This is a genomic window from Streptomyces sp. NBC_01546, from assembly GCF_045208355.1.
GTDB lineage: Bacteria > Actinomycetota > Actinomycetes > Streptomycetales > Streptomycetaceae > Streptomyces.
Genome location: NZ_CP109379.1, coordinates 6,578,433 through 6,593,769 on the forward strand (window position 1 = coordinate 6,578,433; position 15,337 = coordinate 6,593,769).

The 15,337-nt window shown below is 72.1% G+C and carries 17 protein-coding genes; 15 read left to right on the forward strand and 2 right to left on the reverse strand.

From position 1 onward, the window contains the following. Position 1 precedes the first annotated feature (1 nt). The 9 genes from OHA89_RS30215 to OHA89_RS30255 all read left to right on the forward strand — a co-directional run bounded on the left by OHA89_RS30215 (position 2) and on the right by OHA89_RS30255 (position 7,553). Positions 2–625, forward strand: coding sequence for a riboflavin synthase (locus OHA89_RS30215; protein WP_215145356.1), 624 nt, complete (start codon positions 2–4; stop codon positions 623–625). Beyond that, complete coding sequence (locus tag OHA89_RS30220) at positions 622–1,275, forward strand: nicotinamide mononucleotide transporter family protein (RefSeq protein ID WP_257557292.1); 654 nt, start codon at positions 622–624, stop codon at positions 1,273–1,275. The genes OHA89_RS30215 and OHA89_RS30220 overlap by 4 nt, the downstream gene beginning before the upstream one ends. Then, on the forward strand, positions 1,272–2,585 hold the full coding sequence (locus OHA89_RS30225) for a bifunctional 3,4-dihydroxy-2-butanone-4-phosphate synthase/GTP cyclohydrolase II (RefSeq protein WP_406367527.1): 1,314 nt from the start codon (positions 1,272–1,274) through the stop codon (positions 2,583–2,585). Before OHA89_RS30220 ends, OHA89_RS30225 begins: the two co-directional genes overlap by 4 nt. An 82-nt stretch (positions 2,586–2,667) precedes the next feature. Then, the gene (gene ribH / locus OHA89_RS30230; RefSeq protein ID WP_007262951.1) at positions 2,668–3,153 is read left to right on the forward strand and encodes a 6,7-dimethyl-8-ribityllumazine synthase; all 486 of its coding nucleotides are present in this window, start codon (positions 2,668–2,670) and stop codon (positions 3,151–3,153) included. Between the two features lie 35 nt (positions 3,154–3,188). Then, on the forward strand, positions 3,189–3,470 hold the full coding sequence (locus OHA89_RS30235; RefSeq protein ID WP_215145359.1) for a phosphoribosyl-ATP diphosphatase: 282 nt from the start codon (positions 3,189–3,191) through the stop codon (positions 3,468–3,470). A 65-nt stretch (positions 3,471–3,535) separates the two neighbouring features. Further along, on the forward strand, positions 3,536–4,384 hold the full coding sequence (gene hisG, locus OHA89_RS30240) for an ATP phosphoribosyltransferase (protein WP_215145361.1): 849 nt from the start codon (positions 3,536–3,538) through the stop codon (positions 4,382–4,384). Positions 4,385–4,412: 28 nt separating this feature from the next. Further along, positions 4,413–4,877: a PH domain-containing protein gene (locus OHA89_RS30245; protein ID WP_257557300.1), complete on the forward strand. Its 465-nt coding sequence runs from the start codon at positions 4,413–4,415 to the stop codon at positions 4,875–4,877. A 205-nt stretch (positions 4,878–5,082) separates the two neighbouring features. Continuing rightward, positions 5,083–6,513: a hemolysin family protein gene (locus OHA89_RS30250; RefSeq protein ID WP_266610861.1), complete on the forward strand. Its 1,431-nt coding sequence runs from the start codon at positions 5,083–5,085 to the stop codon at positions 6,511–6,513. Further along, positions 6,510–7,553 carry a hemolysin family protein gene (locus tag OHA89_RS30255; protein ID WP_215145366.1) on the forward strand — a complete coding sequence of 348 codons (1,044 nt, stop codon included), beginning with the start codon at positions 6,510–6,512 and terminating at the stop codon, positions 7,551–7,553. Before OHA89_RS30250 ends, OHA89_RS30255 begins: the two co-directional genes overlap by 4 nt. Before the next feature lie 64 nt (positions 7,554–7,617). Here OHA89_RS30255 and OHA89_RS30260 read toward each other — a convergent pair whose 3' ends face one another. Together OHA89_RS30260 and OHA89_RS30265 are read right to left on the reverse strand one after the other, a co-directional pair. After that, positions 7,618–9,528, reverse strand: coding sequence for an AAA family ATPase (locus tag OHA89_RS30260; RefSeq protein WP_406367529.1), 1,911 nt, complete (start codon positions 9,526–9,528; stop codon positions 7,618–7,620). Between the two features lie 345 nt (positions 9,529–9,873). After that, positions 9,874–10,509 (reverse strand): uridine kinase, encoded by a 636-nt coding sequence (locus OHA89_RS30265; protein WP_215145371.1) that lies wholly within the window; start codon positions 10,507–10,509, stop codon positions 9,874–9,876. A 109-nt stretch (positions 10,510–10,618) separates the two neighbouring features. On the opposite strand from OHA89_RS30265, the gene OHA89_RS30270 reads away from it, so the two are divergent. From OHA89_RS30270 to OHA89_RS30295, 6 genes are all read left to right on the forward strand, one after another. Next, entirely contained in the window at positions 10,619–11,980 is a 1,362-nt protein-coding gene (locus OHA89_RS30270; protein WP_406367531.1) for a peptidase C39 family protein, read from the forward strand. A 108-nt stretch (positions 11,981–12,088) separates the two neighbouring features. Beyond that, positions 12,089–12,520: an SPW repeat protein gene (locus tag OHA89_RS30275; protein WP_215145375.1), complete on the forward strand. Its 432-nt coding sequence runs from the start codon at positions 12,089–12,091 to the stop codon at positions 12,518–12,520. A gap of 142 nt (positions 12,521–12,662) precedes the next feature. Further along, positions 12,663–12,815, forward strand: a complete 153-nt coding sequence (locus OHA89_RS30280; protein ID WP_266610868.1) for an SCO1431 family membrane protein — start codon at positions 12,663–12,665, stop codon at positions 12,813–12,815. 154 nt (positions 12,816–12,969) lie between these two features. After that, a complete protein-coding gene (locus OHA89_RS30285) occupies positions 12,970–13,359 on the forward strand; it encodes a GntR family transcriptional regulator (protein WP_257557307.1) in 390 nt (129 codons plus the stop codon). Next, on the forward strand, positions 13,356–14,270 hold the full coding sequence (locus OHA89_RS30290; RefSeq protein WP_406367532.1) for an ABC transporter ATP-binding protein: 915 nt from the start codon (positions 13,356–13,358) through the stop codon (positions 14,268–14,270). Before OHA89_RS30285 ends, OHA89_RS30290 begins: the two co-directional genes overlap by 4 nt. Then, a complete protein-coding gene (locus tag OHA89_RS30295) occupies positions 14,267–15,307 on the forward strand; it encodes a transporter (RefSeq protein ID WP_406367533.1) in 1,041 nt (346 codons plus the stop codon). Before OHA89_RS30290 ends, OHA89_RS30295 begins: the two co-directional genes overlap by 4 nt. Positions 15,308–15,337 lie beyond the last annotated feature (30 nt).

Genomic DNA, 15,337 nt, shown 5'->3' on the forward strand with positions numbered 1-15,337 from the left:
AGTGTTCACCGGAATCGTCGAAGAACTGGGCGAGGTCGCCGCGGTCGAGCAGCTCGAGGAAGCCTCCCGCTTCCGCCTGCGCGGCCCCCTCGTCACCGAGGGCGCCAAGCACGGCGACTCCATCGCCGTCAACGGCGTCTGCCTGACCGTCGTGGACACCGCCGACGGAGAGTTCACCGCCGACGTCATGCAGGAGACCCTCAACCGCTCCAGCCTCGGCGCCCTGACCGAAGGCTCCCGGGTCAACCTGGAGCGCCCGATGGCCCTCGGCGGACGGCTCGGCGGCCACCTGGTCCAGGGCCACGTCGACGGCACCGGCGAGATCCTCTCCCGCACCCCCTCGGAGCACTGGGAGATCGTCAGGATCGCCCTCCCGGAGAACCTCTCCCGCTACGTCGTCGAGAAGGGCTCCATCACGGTCGACGGCGTCAGCCTCACCGTGGTCGAGGCCGCCGCCGACTGGTTCACCATCAGCCTCATCCCGACCACCCTCGCGCTGACCACGCTGGGCATCAAGCAGCCCGGCGACCCGGTCAACCTCGAGGTCGACGTCCTCGCCAAGTACGTCGAACGCCTGCTGGCCGCCGGCGTGAACCCGCTGCACGCGACGGGAGACGACCAGTGAGCGCCCTGACCTGGCTCAACGCCGAGGCCTTCACCGTCTTCGGCCAGAAGGTCATCTGGTCCGACATGATCGGCAACCTGATGGGCCTCGCCGCCCTCGCCCTCGGCTGGCGCCGCTCCCTGTGGACCTGGCCCGCCCAGCTCCTCTCCGGCCTGATCCTCATCGCCGCCTACGCCTCCGCCCACCTCTCCGGCGGCGTCGGCAAGCAGCTGCTCGTCATCGGCGTGGCCGTATGGGGCTGGCGTGCCTGGCAGCGCGGCCGGCAGCAGGCGCAGGACGGCTCCATCGCCGTGCGCACCGCCACCTGGAAGGAGCGCGGACTGCTCCTCGCCGGTGCGGCGCTGGGCACCCTCGCCGTCGGCGGCCTCTTCACGGCCTTCCCGCACCTGTCCTGGAGCCCGTGGGCGGACGCCTACATCTTCGTGGGCACCATCGTCGCGATGGTCGCCCAGGCCCGCGGTCTCGTCGAGTTCTGGTTCGCCTGGCTCCTCGTCGACCTGGTCGGCGTCCCCCTCGCCTTCAACAACGGCCTGGCCTTCTCCGGCCTCGTGTACGTCGTGTACTTCGCCCTCGTGCTGTGGGGCGCATACGACTGGTACCAGCGCTCGCGCACCACCACCGCCCCGGCCCTGGAAGGAGCAACGGCATGACCAGCCTCAAGCCCGTGCCCGCCATCCCCGAAGAGAACCTCGAAGGGGGCTTGGAGGAGACCTTCCGCCTCGACCCCGTCGAGCAGGCCATCCGCGACATCGCCGCAGGCCGGCCGATCGTCGTCGTCGACGACGAGGACCGCGAGAACGAGGGCGACCTCGTCATCGCCGCCGAGAAGGCCACCCCCGAGATCATCGCCTTCATGATGAGCGAGTGCCGCGGCCTGATCTGCGCCCCCATGGAGGGCACCGAGCTGGACCGGCTCGAGCTCCCCCAGATGGTCCAGAACAACACCGAGTCGATGAAGACCGCCTTCACCGTCTCCGTCGACGCGAGCGCCGCCCACGGCGTCAGCACCGGCATCTCGGCCGCCGACCGCGCCACCACCCTGCGGCTCCTCGCCGACGGGGCCAGTGAACCCGGCGACTTCGTCCGCCCCGGCCACATCTTCCCGCTGCGCGCCAAGCCCGGCGGCGTCCTGGTCCGCAACGGCCACACCGAGGCCGCCGTCGACCTCGCCCGCCTCGCGGGCCTGCGCCCGGCCGGCGCCATCGTGGAGATCGCCGGTGAGGACGGCGTCATGCTGCGCCTGCCCGAGCTGATCCCCTTCGCCCGCAAGCACGGCCTGACGATCATCTCCATCGAGGACCTGATCGCCTACCGCCGCTCCGCCGAGCCGACCGTGCGCCGCGAGGCCGAGGTCAGCCTGCCGACCGCCTTCGGCGACTTCACCGCCTACGGCTTCCGCTCCACCGTCGACGGGGTCGAGCACGTGGCCCTGGTCCACGGCGAGATCGGCGACGGCACGGACGTCCTGGTCCGGATGCACTCCGAATGCCTGACCGGCGACATCTTCGCCTCCCAGCGCTGCGACTGCGGCCCCCAGCTGCACGCCTCCATGGAGCGGATCCAGGCCGCCGGCCGCGGCGTCGTCGTCTACCTGCGCGGCCACGAGGGCCGCGGCATCGGACTGCTGTCCAAGCTGCGCGCGTACGAACTCCAGGAGCGCGGACGCGACACCCTCGACGCCAACCTGGAACTGGGCCTGCCCGCCGACGCCCGCGACTACGGGGCCGGCGCCCAGATCCTCGCCGACCTCGGCGTGCGCAGCGTCCGGCTGCTGACCAACAACCCCGACAAGTCCGCCGCCCTCGTACGACACGGCATCGCGGTCACCGGCCGGGAGCCGATGCCGGTGGAGGCGGGCGAGCACAATCTGCGGTACCTGCGCACCAAGCGGGACCGGATGGGCCACGACCTGCCCTGGCTGGACGGGGCCGTGACCACGTCCGCCTGCGGCAACCAGTAACACTGGCAACCCCGGCAATCCCCGTAACCCCAGTAACCCCAGTAACCACACACCCGAACACGAACCACCGAGGAGCAGAGCTGTGAGCGGCAAGGGCGCACCCGAACTGAGCGTGAAGAACTGCGGAGACCTGCGCGTCGCCGTCATCGCCGCCCAGTGGCACGAGAAGGTCATGGACGGACTGGTCGACGGCGCCCTGCGGGCCCTGCACGAACTGGGCATCGACGAGCCGACCCTGCTGCGCGTCCCCGGCAGCTTCGAGCTCCCGGTCGTGGCGAAGGTACTGGCCGGTCGCGGTTACGATGCCATCGTCGCCCTCGGTGTGGTCATCCGCGGCGGCACCCCGCACTTCGACTACGTCTGCCAGGGCGTCACCCAGGGCCTGGTACAGGTGTCGATCGACACCGGAGTCCCCGTCGGCTTCGGCGTACTGACCTGTGACAACGACGAGCAGGCGCTGGACCGCGCCGGGCTCGAAGGGTCGAACGAGGACAAGGGGCACGAAGCGGTCACCGCCGCCGTCTCCACCGCCATGACCCTGCGGACGGTCAGCGAACCCTGGCGCTGAGTGGCGTGGGGGAACCCCGTATTCTGAGGACCATCATGGCGAACGAATCCTCCAAGAGCTTCGAAGAGCTCTTCACCGAGCTCCAGCTCAAGGCCGCCAACGGCGACCCCAGCACCTCCCGTACCGCCGAGCTGGTCGCCAAGGGCGTCCATGCCATCGGCAAGAAGGTCGTCGAGGAGGCCGCCGAGGTCTGGATGGCCGCCGAGTACGAGAGCAAGGAAGCCGCCGCCGAGGAGATCTCCCAGCTGCTCTACCACGTCCAGGTGATGATGGTGGCGCGCGGGATCTCCCTCGACGACGTCTACTCCCACCTCTGATCTCCGGCACGAACACCCCACCCGCATCCCTGTATCCGCGTATCCCACGCACCAAAGGAAGCCCCATGCTGCGCATCGCCGTCCCCAACAAGGGTTCACTCTCCGGACCGGCGTCGGCGATGCTCCATGAGGCCGGCTACCGGATGCGCAAGGAGTCCAAGGAGCTCGTGGTCGTCGACCCCGAGAACGAGGTGGAGTTCTTCTACCTCCGCCCCAAGGACATCGCGATCTACGTCTCTTCGGGCCGGCTCGACATCGGCATCACCGGCCGTGACCTGCTGCTCGACTCCGGCGCCAGCGCCGAGGAGATCCTGGCGCTGAACTTCGGCCGCTCCACCTTCCGCTACGCGACCCTCCCCGGCACCGCGAAGGGCCCCGAGGACTTCCACGGGATGACCATCGCGACCTCGTACGAGGGAATCGTCGCCAAGCACCTCGCCGAGAAGGGCATCGACGCCTCCGTCGTCCACCTCGACGGCGCGGTCGAGACCGCCATCCAGCTCGGCGTCGCCCAGATCATCGCGGACGTCGTCGAGACCGGCACCAGCCTGCGCAACGCGGGCCTCGAGGTCATCGGCGAGCCGATCCTCACCTCCGAGGCCGTCGTCATCCGGAGCAACGGCACCGACGCCGACGACCCGCGCGCACAGCAGTTCCTGCGGCGTCTCCAGGGCGTCCTGGTGGCCCGCAGCTACGTGATGATGGACTACGACTGCCGCGCCGAGCACCTCGAGCGCGCGGTCGCCCTCACCCCGGGCCTGGAGTCGCCGACCGTCTCCCCGCTGCACAACGAGGGCTGGGTCGCGGTCCGTGCCATGGTCCCGGCCAAGGAGGCCCAGCGGATCATGGACGACCTGTACGAGCTCGGCGCGCGCGCGATCCTCACCACCTCGATCCACGCCTGCCGTCTCTGACCCCCTCTCGCAGAACCGAGCGCACACCATGACCGAGTCCGCCGCCCAGCCCGTACCGCCCGCCCTGCCGGTCACCTTCCGGCCGACCCGCACCCGGGCGGTCCTGCTGAGCGTCGGGCTCGCCATGTTCGCCACCATCACGGCGATCGCCCTCCTGCTGGAGACCCTCAGCACGGGCGAGCGGATCAGCTTCGTCTTCACCGCGGTCCTGCTGACCTCCGTCCTCGTCCTGCTCAGCCGCCCCAAGGTGGTCGCGGACGAGGCCGGCGTCACCGTCGTCAACCTGACCACCACCCGCCGCCTGGAGTGGGCGCAGATCCTGCGCGTCAACCTCCGCCCGGGCGACCCGTGGGTCTTCCTGGACCTCAGCGACGGCACCAGCCTGCCCGCCCTCGGCATCCAGCCCGGAGTCGCCCGGGCCCAGGCGATCGGCGACGCCCGCGCCCTGCGCGCCCTCGCCGAGACCAGGGGAACCGGCGCAACCGACCACTGAGCCCGCCGAACCTCGTGGCTGCGTACCGTTGCGGCCGCGATCTCAATGACTACCCTGGTGGCGGGGCGCAGCTGTGCGCCCTCCCGCCTGCCCCGGGACCCCGGGGCCTGCCTGCGGGCACCCTGCGACTTGAGGAGTGACTCCCTCCAGCAATGGACGGATCGTCCGGTAATACCCGCGCCGCCCTCCCCACGGAGGCGGCGGCATGACCACCCCGCTACTCCTGCTCGGCGCGGCTTTCGTCCTGATCCTCGCCAACGGTTTCTTCGTGGCAGCCGAATTCGGGCTCGTCACCGTGGAGAAGCCCGAGGCCGAGCGCGCCGCAGCCGACGGTGACCGCCGTGCCCGCACGGTCGTCAAGGCCCTGCGGGAGCTGTCCTTCCAGCTCTCCGGCACCCAGCTCGGCATCACCATCACCTCCCTCGTGGTCGGCATGCTCGCCGAACCCGCCCTGGCCGCACTGCTGGCCGGGCCGCTCGCCGCGACCGGCATGTCCGGGGGCGCCGCCTCCGGCGTCGCCGTGGTCATCGGGATGCTGCTCGCCTCCGCCGTCCAGATGGTCGTCGGCGAGCTCGTCCCGAAGAACTGGGCCATCTCCCGGCCGCTCCAGGTCGCCCGCTTCGTCGCCGGCCCCCAGCACGCCTTCTCCCGCGCCTTCCGGCCGGTGATCGCCGGCCTCAACGCCGTCGCCAACCGGCTCGTACGGGCGCTCGGCGTGGAGCCGACCGAGGAGATGGCCTCCGCCCGCACCCCCGGCGAACTGGTCTCCCTGGTCCGTCATTCGGCCCAGGCCGGCGCCCTCGAACAGGACACCGCCGACCTCTTCGTACGGACCCTCTCGCTGGGCGAGCTCACGGCCCAGCACGTCATGACCCCCCGGGTGAAGGTCAGCGCCCTGATGCACACGGCCACCGCGGCCGACGTGCTCAACCTGACCCGCGCCACGGGCAAGTCCCGCTTCCCGGTCTACCGCGACCGCATCGACGAGATCACCGGCGTGGTCCACCTCAAGGACGCCCTCGCCGTGCCCGAGCCGGAGCGCGCCCGTACCACCGTGGGCCGGATCAGCGTCGCCCCGCTGCTGGTGCCCGGCTCCCTGCCGGTGCAGCCGCTGCTGGAGCGGCTGCGCAGCGAACAGCCGATGGCCGTGGTCGTCGACGAGTACGGCGGCACCGCCGGTGTGGTCACCCTGGAGGACATCGTCGAGGAACTCGTCGGCGAGGTCCGAGACGAGCACGACCTCGCCGAGGACGACGGACCCGAGCTGGCCGCCGTACCCGCCGAGGACGGCCGCCCCTCCTGGGAGGCCGACGGCAGCTGCCGGGTGCAGACCCTGCGCCGGATAGGCCTGGAGGTGCCCGAGGGCCCGTACGAGACCGTCGCCGGCCTCGTCGCGGACCTCCTCGGCCGGATCCCCGCCCCCGGGGACCGCGCGGAGCTTCCCGGCTGGCGGCTGTCCGTCCGTCAGGTCGGCCGCAACCGCGCGGAGCGGGTGCGGCTGGTCCGGCTCACGGCGGTCCCCGCGGCCGGTTCCTACGGGACCGCTCCCGAGGCCGGGCGCGCGGCACTGCGCGGCGCCGGCCGGCCCGACGCCCCGGCCCCGCAGCCGGCCGAGCTGGAGGGCGCTGCCCGATGAACGTGCTCCAGCTCCTCTTCGCCCTGCTGCTGGTCCTCGCCAACGGCTTCTTCGTCGGCGCCGAGTTCGCACTCGTCTCCGTACGGCGCAGCCAGATCGAGCCGCTCGCGGCGAACTCCAAGCGGGCCCGTCAGGTGCTCCACGGCCTGGAGAACCTGCCCCGCATGATGGCCGCCGCGCAGTTCGGCATCACCATCTGCTCGCTCACCCTCGGCGCGGTCGCCGAACCCACCGTGGCCCGGCTGCTGGAGCCCGTCTTCCACGCCGTCCACGTACCCCAGGGCCTGATCCACCCCCTCGGCTACGCCTTCGCGCTCGCCGCCGTGGTCTTCCTGCACCTGGTCATCGGCGAGATGGTCCCCAAGAACCTCGCGATGGCCGCCCCCGAGAAGACCGCCCTGTGGTTCAGCCCCGGCCTGGTGGCCTTCGCCCGTCTGTGCGGGCCGGTCACCAGGGCGCTGGGGGCCTGCGCGCACCTGGTCCTGAGGCTCTTCAAGGTCGAGCCGAAGGACGAGGTCGAGGCCGTCTACACCAGCGCCCAGCTGGGGCGGCTCGTGGAGGACTCCCGGCAGGCCGGGCTCCTGGAGCCCGGTGAGCAGGAGCGCCTGGAGGACGCGCTCGAGCTGGGCAGCCGTCCGGTCACCGACGTGCTCCTCTCGCCGGGCCGTCTGGTCACGGTCGGCCCCTCCGCCACCCCGCGGCAGATCGAGCAGCTGACGGTCCGCACCGGCTACTCCCGCTTCCCCGTCCGCTCCGAGAACGGCGCCTTCATGGGCTACCTGCACGTGAAGGACGTGCTGGACCTGGAGGACCGGGAGCGGGCCGTGCCGCAGCGGGTCTGGCGCCGGATGACCACCCTGTCCGCCACGCTCCCGCTGGACGACGCCCTCAGCGTCATGCGGAGGGACGCCACCCACCTGGCCCAGGTCGCCGATCCGGGGGGCCGGGTCCTGGGCCTGGTCGCCCTGGAGGACGTCCTGGAAATGCTGGTCGGCGAGGTCCGCGACCCGTCCCACCGAGTCCCGATGGCCCGCGCCTAGCCCGCGCGCCGGCGGGGCTGGATTGCCCAGAAGGGCGATTCCGGCCCCGCCGGCGTTCGAGCGGTCACAGCGGCGGCGGCTCCGGGCGGTCCTGGGGGCCGCGGCCCGACAGGACTTCCCCGTAGGCCTGCATCAGGTCCGGCAGCCGCAGCGTCGCCAGGTCGTCGCGGGACGGCTCGCCCGGGAAGCCGGCCAGCCGCAGATCCCGGTACGCGCAGCTCTTCTCGTACAGGGTGCGCAGGAACCGGCCGTTGCCGAGTTCGTCGATCCAGCCCTGCTCCACCACGTGCCCGCTGATGCTGCGCAGTTCCTCCAGGGCCTCCTCGTCCCAGCCGTCCCCGTTCGCCTCCGCCAGCACCCCGCCGATCGCGGTCAGTTCCAGCGGCCGGTAGCTGGGGAAGTCCACCCGGGAGGTGAACCGGGAGGACAGCCCCGGATTGGCGGACAGCAGCCGGTCCATCCCGGCCGGATAGCCCGCCAGGATCACCACCAGGTGGTCCCGGTTGTCCTCGGCCCGCTTCAGCAGCACCTGGAGGGCCTCGTCCCCGTACGCGTCACCCTTGCTGTAGCCCGAGTTGGAGAGGCTGTACGCCTCGTCCACGAACAGCACCCCGCCGATCGCCGAATCGATCAGCTCGTTCGCCTTCACGGCGGTCTGGCCGAGGAACTCACCCACCAGGTCGGCGCGTTGGGCCTCCACCAGATGATCGCCGCCCAGCAGGCCCAGCGCGTAGAACACCCGGCCCAGGATCCGGGCCACCGTCGTCTTGCCCGTGCCGGAGGGCCCGGAGAACACGAAGTGCCGTTTCGGCGGCTGCACCGGCAGCCCCTGCCCCGCCCGCAGCCGCGCCATGTGCAGCTGCGCGGAGAGCGCCTTCACCTGCCGCTTGACCGGCTCCAGCCCCACCATCCGCTCCAGCTCCGCCAGCGCCTCGGCGAGCGCCTCCGGGTCGGCCGGTCCGGCCGGCAGCCCCGTGGGCGCGCCCTGCGGCGGCACGGACACCTTGCGCCGTGCGCCCTCCACCCGGCCCGCGGGGGGCGGCGAGGTCAGCGGGTCGGGCTCCGCCTGGCCGTCCGCCGCGATGTCCTGGACGGGACCGCCGCCGCCCAGCGCCACCGCCGCGAAGTCCCCGCCCGCCGGGGGCGGGCCGTGCCCGCCGTAGCTCCCGAATCCGGAGTACCCGGTCATCCCGGCCATGCCGTCGGTGTCGTCGCCGTCCTCGATGGCCGTCAGCCGGGCCGCGGTGTCCATGAACGCCGGGTCCACCCGGTGCACCGCCCGGTACAGCGGCAGCGCCGCCGCACTGCGCCCGGTGCCCTCGTGCGCCCGCGCCAGCCAGTAGCGCAGCTCCTTGCGCTGCGGCTGCTCGCTGCGGCACCGCATCAGCGCCGCCGACAGCATCGGCTCCGCCTGCCCGTACATCTCCAGCCGGACCCGGGCCATCCCGCCGAACAGCCCCGCCTCGATGCCCAGCAGCGGATCGTCCACCAGCGGCTCGGTCTGCCGGACCAACTGCTCCCAGTCCTTGACCAGATAGGCCCGGCAGGCGTGCAGGAACCGCACCTGCGGATCGGTGTCCACCGGGGGCAGGGCGGCGAGTGCCTGGTCCAGCTCGGGCACGTGGCGGCCGTCCAGCCAGTGCGAGGCGTGGGCCAGCAGCAGGTCCCGCCGGCTCTCCAGCACCGGCTGCACCCACCAGCCCAGCCAGTACCAGGAGTTCAGGGTCCGCCGGTGCCGGGCCCGCTGTTCCCCGAAGCGGTCCCGGTGCGCGTACATGCGCAATAACGCGTTGGTGGTGTCGACCCGGAGCGCGTGCAGGCCCAGCCAGGCGTCGGCCATCGCGGGATCGAGTCCTACGGCCGCCCGGAACTCCTCCTCGGCCTGCGGATAGGCGCCCATGGTGCAGGCGTCGACCCCGCGCAGCCAGGCGAGTTCGGCCGGGGCGTGCGTGCTGCCCGGCGTGCCGAAATCCATCACGTCCCCCACAAGCGTGCCCCCGTGGTGCGCGGCAACCCCCGCTTCGAGTGCGTGAGTTGCCCATTGCGCCGATGAAATCAGGGCTGCATCGTACCTGCGGTTTCGCACCTTACGTAGGGTGCGACGGGCCCGGTTCGGGGGTGTGTCCCGGGCGTGCCCGGTGACTCTGTGTGAAGCTGTGGGTGATCGGGGGCAGCACGAAGCCCCCGATCACGGGGGAACGACCGGGGGCTTCGTGTGTGCGGCGGCCGGTAAAAGCCCCGCATTGAGAACGTAAGGCCGGTGCGGGCCCCAGGTCAAGCAGGTCGGTGGAGCCCCGGCGGAGCGGAATCCCGGGACCGCTCAGGCCCGGGGGAGCCCGTCGCTCTCGGTGACGGAAGCGGGTGTTCGGGCGGTCGCACTGGTCCCGGAAGACCACTCGTATCCCGTACCGCTCTGGCGTACCAGGGTGTCGGCGAAGGGGCGCGAAGGGTCGTCCGAGAAGTGCGCGAGCTCCGCGCGCTCCCATCCGTCCCAGAAATCGGAAAGTTCACGCCCGTCCCGGTTTCGCCCCCGCCCCCAGGACTTCTCGCGCGGCGTCTCCATCCACAGCAGCCGCGCCAGATGCGGGCGCAGCGCCCGCCGGCCGGCCCCGACCCCCTCGACGAGGAGCACCGGCGCCGGCTCCAGCACCCGCTCCGGGCCGAAGCGGCGCTCCACCCAGTCGTACGGGGCCCAGTGCGCGGGCCGCCCGGCCGCCAGCGGCTCCAGCACCTGCGTCCGCAGCCGCTCCTGCCAGCCGAAGAGCTCCTCGTGGGTGGCCACGTCATCCAGGTGCAGCACCGGGGCACCGGCCAGGGCTTCCGCCAGCCGCTCGGCGAAGGTGCTCTTCCCGGAGCCGGCGTGCCCGTCGATCCCGACGAGCCGTACCGGGCCGAGGGACGGAGGCAGCGCGGAGAGGTCCCGCGCGAGGGACTCGAGTGACAGGTGTGGCTCCACCCGACCAGCGTAGACAGGGCCGACACGAGGCGCGGCTTCGGCCCGCGGCTGCCGGGAACTGGAAGGGTGAAGCCACCGAAGCACCCACCCACCCTGGGGGAACCCCGCGATGACCGCACCCACGCCGCGCAGGGCCGTACTCGTCGCCGCACTCGCCGTCGCCACCGCGGCCACCGCGGCCACCGTCTCCGGCGGCGGTGCCTCCGCCGCCGCGGCGTCCGCCCCCCGGGGCCCGGGCCGGAATGTCGACAACCGGTTCTGGTTCTCGTACGAGCACTGGCTGGCCGGCGCACACGAGGGCACCGCCGCCGCCGGAGGCGCCCGCCCCGGCCTGGAGATCAGGACCGCGGCGGGCCGTACCGAGTACGCCGACCCGCACACCGGGAGGAAGAGCGTCTGGGAGTACGCCACCTGGACCTCCCCCGTGCACCGCTCGGCCGTCCCCGCCACGGAGGCCATCGCCTCCTGGAACGCCCGTACCCCCGCCGGGACCTGGATCCAGATCGAACTGCGGGGCACCTACGAAGACGGCACCGCCACCCCCTGGTACGTCATGGGCCGCTGGGCCTCCGGGGACGGCGACATCCGCCGCACCTCCCTGGACGGCCAGACCGACGGCCTGTCCACCGTCTGGACCGACACCCTGGCCGTCGACGCCCCCGCGGGCGGCCTGCGCCTCACCGACTGGCAGCTGCGCCTGACCCTGTACCGCAGGCCGGGCGCCGACCGCGGGCCCACCGTGTGGCTGGCCGGGGCCATGGTCTCCGACGTCCCGGACCGGTTCACCGTCCCCGCCTCCACCCCCTCCGGGCAGGCCCACGAGCTGAAGGTCCCGCGCTACTCGCAGGAGGTCCACACCGGGCGGTACCCCGAGTACGACAACGGGGGAGAGGCCTGGTGCAGCCCCACCTCCTCCCAGATGGTCATCGAGTTCTGGGGCCGCAGGGCCGACGCCGACTCCACGGCGTGGGTCGATCCGCGGTACTCCGACCCCCAGGTGTGCCACGCGGCCCGCTCCACCTACGACGCCGCCTACAAGGGCTGCGGCAACTGGCCCTTCAACGCCGCCTACGCCGCCACCTACCGCACGCTCGCCGGCGTCGTCACCCGCCTCGCCTCCCTCGCCGACCTGGAGGCCCTGGTCCGGGCCGGGATCCCGGTCATCACCTCGCAGTCGTTCCGCGCCGAGGAACTCACCGGCGCCGGCTACGGCACCGCGGGCCACCTGATGACCGTCATCGGGTTCACGGCCGCCGGGGACGTCGTCGTCAACGACCCCCACTCGCCCGACAACCCGTCCGTACGCCGTGTCTACAAGCGCCGCGAGTTCGAGAACGTCTGGCTGCGCACCAAGCGGCACAACGCGGCCGGGAAGGCCGTCTCGGGCGCCGGAGGGGTCTGCTACCTCTACGCTCCGGCCGTGCCGGGCCCGGCGCAGATCGTGGCGCTCCGGGCGGTCGGGGTGCTCTGACACATGCTTCGAAACTTCGAAAACACACCTTTGACCTGGCGGCTCGTATGGGTGGAACATATTGGGGTAAACGGCAGATAAAGGCTTCTCAAGGAGAGGCGGCCAGCCATGACCACCCATTCGAGCATCGAGCACCACCCCGACCTCGCCGAGATGCGCACGCGCTTCGAGCGGGTGACCAGCACTCCCGCTGCGCAAGCCGTGGAGGCGTTGTCCCTGGTCACCGGCCTGTACCTGGCGGCCTCTCCGTGGATCGCCGGGTTCAGCACCCTCACCCCGCTGGCTGTCAACAACCTGATCGCCGGCCTGGCGTTCTGCCTGTGCATGGGCGGTCTGGGTTCTGCCTACGAACGCACCCACGCCATGGCGTGGACCGCGGTCGCCCTCGGTGCGTGGACGATCATCGCCCCGTGGGCCATCGCAGGCGAGATGGACACCACCCGCACGGTGGTCAGCAACGTCATCACCGGAGCCGTCGCCCTGTGCCTCGGCCTCGCGATGGCGGGCATGGCCGGCCGCAACCGGGAGGCCCGCCTCTGACCGGGACGCCGTGAGGATCCTCATCGGCCGGGCCCCGGCCGCACTGGTACTCCAGGGCGGTCGGGGCCCGGCGGCGTGACGCGCGCCACCCGTGACCATCGTCTCTACCGCGAAGGCCGCGAACGCTGGCACATTGGACACCATGACCGCCAACAGCGCCGCACCCGACGCCCCCGCCCGAAGCCTCATCCGCACCGGGGGCCCCGAGGACGATTCCTCCTGGCTGGAGCACGTGCTCGGCTGGACGCTCGTCGTGGTGGTGGCCATGTTCGTCACCCAGGTCGGCTGGCTGTAACCCTCCCCGGCCCTCCCTGGCCGCCCCGCACCCGCGCGCCCGTCACGTTCCTCGTGGCGGGCGTTTTCACGTCCCCCGACGGCGTGCCTGTTTGACGGAAGTGGATCACGCCTGCACTATTCCACTAATCAGATAGTGGAATGAGGTGAAGGGCATGGAATTCCGGGTCGACCGGCGCAGCGGCGTCGCCACCTACCTACAGCTCGTCACCCAGGTCAAACAGGCGCTGCGACTCGGCGTACTGGAGCCCGGCGACAGGCTGCCCACGGCCCGGGAGGTGGTGGAGGCCACCGCGATCAACCCGAACACCGTGCTCAAGGCGTACCGGGAGCTGGAGCGCGAAGGACTCGTCGAACCACGCCCCGGCGCGGGCACCTTCGTACGGCGCTCCCTCTCCCGCCCCGAGGCCGCCGCGGACTCACCGCTGCGTCTCGAACTGTCGGCCTGGATGGCCCGGGCGCGCGAGGCGGGCCTGGACCGCGAGGACATCACGGCGCTGATCACGGCCGCCGTGGACGCAAACTTCAGAGAGGACACCACGTGAGCGACCCGACCGTCGCTACGGCACTGCGGGCGACACGGCTCGGAAGGGCGTTCCGGGGCCGCAGCGCCCTGAGCGACTGCGATCTCGCCCTGCCCGCCGGACGCGTCACCGCACTCGTCGGCCCCAACGGCGCCGGCAAGAGCACCCTGCTCCAGCTCGCGGCCGGCCTGCTGCGCCCCACCAGCGGGGAGATACGGGTCCTCGGCCACGTCCCCGGCTCCCGCGAGGCCCGTGAGCGCACGGCCTTCCTGGCCCAGGAGAAGCCGCTCCACCCGCGGTTCACCGTCGCGGACACCCTGCGCCTGGGCCGCGAGCTCAACCGCGGCTGGGACCAGGCCGTCGCCGAACGCCTCGTACGGGCCGGAGGCATCCCCCTCACCGCGCGCGTCGGCTCCCTCTCCGGCGGAAACCGCACCCGCGTGGCCCTGGCGCTCGCCGTGGGCAAACGAGCCCGACTCCTCCTCCTGGACGAGCCGCTCGCCGACCTCGACCCGGTGGCCCGGCACGACGTCACGGCCCTGCTCATGGCCGAGGCCGCCGAGCGCGGCGTCACCATCGTCATGTCCTCGCACGTCCTGTCCGAGCTGGAGGACGTCTGCGACCACGTCCTGCTCCTCAAGGACGGCGCCGTACGCCTGGCCGGCGACGCCCAGGAACTCTGCGCGGCGCACACCCGCCTCACCGGCCGCTCCGACCCGATGGAAACGGACGGCCTGCCCCGCGCATTCGACCGGAGCGGCGTCGTCCACGCCGTCACCGCCGGACGTCAGGTCACCGCCCTCGTACGCGGCCCCGCCGGAGCGGCCCTCGGGGACGAGGACCGCTGGATCAGCGAAACCCCCTCCCTGGAGGACCTGTTGCTCGCCCACCTGCGCGCTCCGCGCACCGACCGTACGGAGGCAGCCGCGTGAGGGGCGTCCTGTGGCTGGCCTGGCGCCAGCAGCGACTGATGATCACCACCGGCATCGTGCTGCTCGCGGCCACCGCGGCCTGGGCCGCGTACCGGCGCTCCGAGCTGATGACGCTGATCGACGACTACGGCTTCGTCCCCTGCAAGGGCTGGAACGGCGGCTGCGAGAGTCTGGGCTCCTTCCTCGTCCTGGACGCCAGCACCGGCTCGATCCGAGCCCTCGGCACCCTCGGACTCGCCCTCCCCGCCCTCATCGGCGTCTTCTGGGGCGCCCCGCTGCTGGGCCGCGAAATGGAGACCGGAACCTTCAAACTGGCGCTCACCCAGGGCGTCAGCGGCCGCCGCTGGTTCGCCGCCCGCTTCGGCCTCGCCGCGCTGTTCACCGTACTCGCCGCCGGCGTCGTCGCCGCCCTCGTCGCCTGGTGGTGGGCGCCCGTGTCCAACACCCTGAACGGCCTCTACTGGTACGACGCGTACATATACAACGCCACCGGACCCGCCTCCGTGGCCTGCGCCCTGTTCGGCCTCGCCACCGGTACGGCCGTTGGCCTGCTGGTCCGCCGCACCCTGCCCGCCATGGCCGTGACCTTCGCCGCGATCGGCACCGCGACCCTGCTCACCAGGATGCTGCGGAGCAGCTGGATCGCCCCGGAAATGCGCGTCACCCCGGGCATGACCCCCAAGACGATGGTCGGCAGCGCCTGGTCCACCGGCGAGTTCGGCTACCTCACGCCCGACGGGCGGCAGCACGACATCAACACCCCCGTCTGCCAGACCTCCGGCGAGGAGCTCAGGCAGTGCATGGCGGAGCACGGCTTCGTCGCCCGCTACCACAAGGTCTATCCCAGCAGCGACTTCTGGACCTTCCAGTGGATCGAGACCGCGATCTACCTGGGCGTCGCCGCCGTACTGGTGGCCCTGGTCCTGTTCGTCCTGCGCCGCCCCGCCGCGACGGTCCGGGCCGCGACGGTCCGGGCTGCGACGGAACGCGCCGCGACGGAACGCGCCGCGCGCGCCGCCACGACCACCGGAGTCTGAACTCCCTCCACACCACTCACAGGGGACCCC

Excerpts from the sequence above, each read along its gene's own strand:
- OHA89_RS30225 (WP_406367527.1), top strand. The coding sequence starts at position 1,272 with ATGACCAGCCTCAAGCCCGTGCCCGCCATCCCCGAAGAGAACCTCGAA.
- OHA89_RS30235 (WP_215145359.1), top strand. The coding sequence starts at position 3,189 with ATGGCGAACGAATCCTCCAAGAGCTTCGAAGAGCTCTTCACCGAGCTC.
- hisG (WP_215145361.1), top strand. The coding sequence starts at position 3,536 with ATGCTGCGCATCGCCGTCCCCAACAAGGGTTCACTCTCCGGACCGGCG.
- OHA89_RS30245 (WP_257557300.1), top strand. The coding sequence starts at position 4,413 with ATGACCGAGTCCGCCGCCCAGCCCGTACCGCCCGCCCTGCCGGTCACC.
- OHA89_RS30250 (WP_266610861.1), top strand. The coding sequence starts at position 5,083 with ATGACCACCCCGCTACTCCTGCTCGGCGCGGCTTTCGTCCTGATCCTC.
- OHA89_RS30255 (WP_215145366.1), top strand. The coding sequence starts at position 6,510 with ATGAACGTGCTCCAGCTCCTCTTCGCCCTGCTGCTGGTCCTCGCCAAC.
- OHA89_RS30260 (WP_406367529.1), bottom strand. The coding sequence starts at position 9,528 with ATGGATTTCGGCACGCCGGGCAGCACGCACGCCCCGGCCGAACTCGCC.
- OHA89_RS30270 (WP_406367531.1), top strand. The coding sequence starts at position 10,619 with ATGACCGCACCCACGCCGCGCAGGGCCGTACTCGTCGCCGCACTCGCC.
- OHA89_RS30275 (WP_215145375.1), top strand. The coding sequence starts at position 12,089 with ATGACCACCCATTCGAGCATCGAGCACCACCCCGACCTCGCCGAGATG.
- OHA89_RS30280 (WP_266610868.1), top strand. The coding sequence starts at position 12,663 with ATGACCGCCAACAGCGCCGCACCCGACGCCCCCGCCCGAAGCCTCATC.
- OHA89_RS30285 (WP_257557307.1), top strand. The coding sequence starts at position 12,970 with ATGGAATTCCGGGTCGACCGGCGCAGCGGCGTCGCCACCTACCTACAG.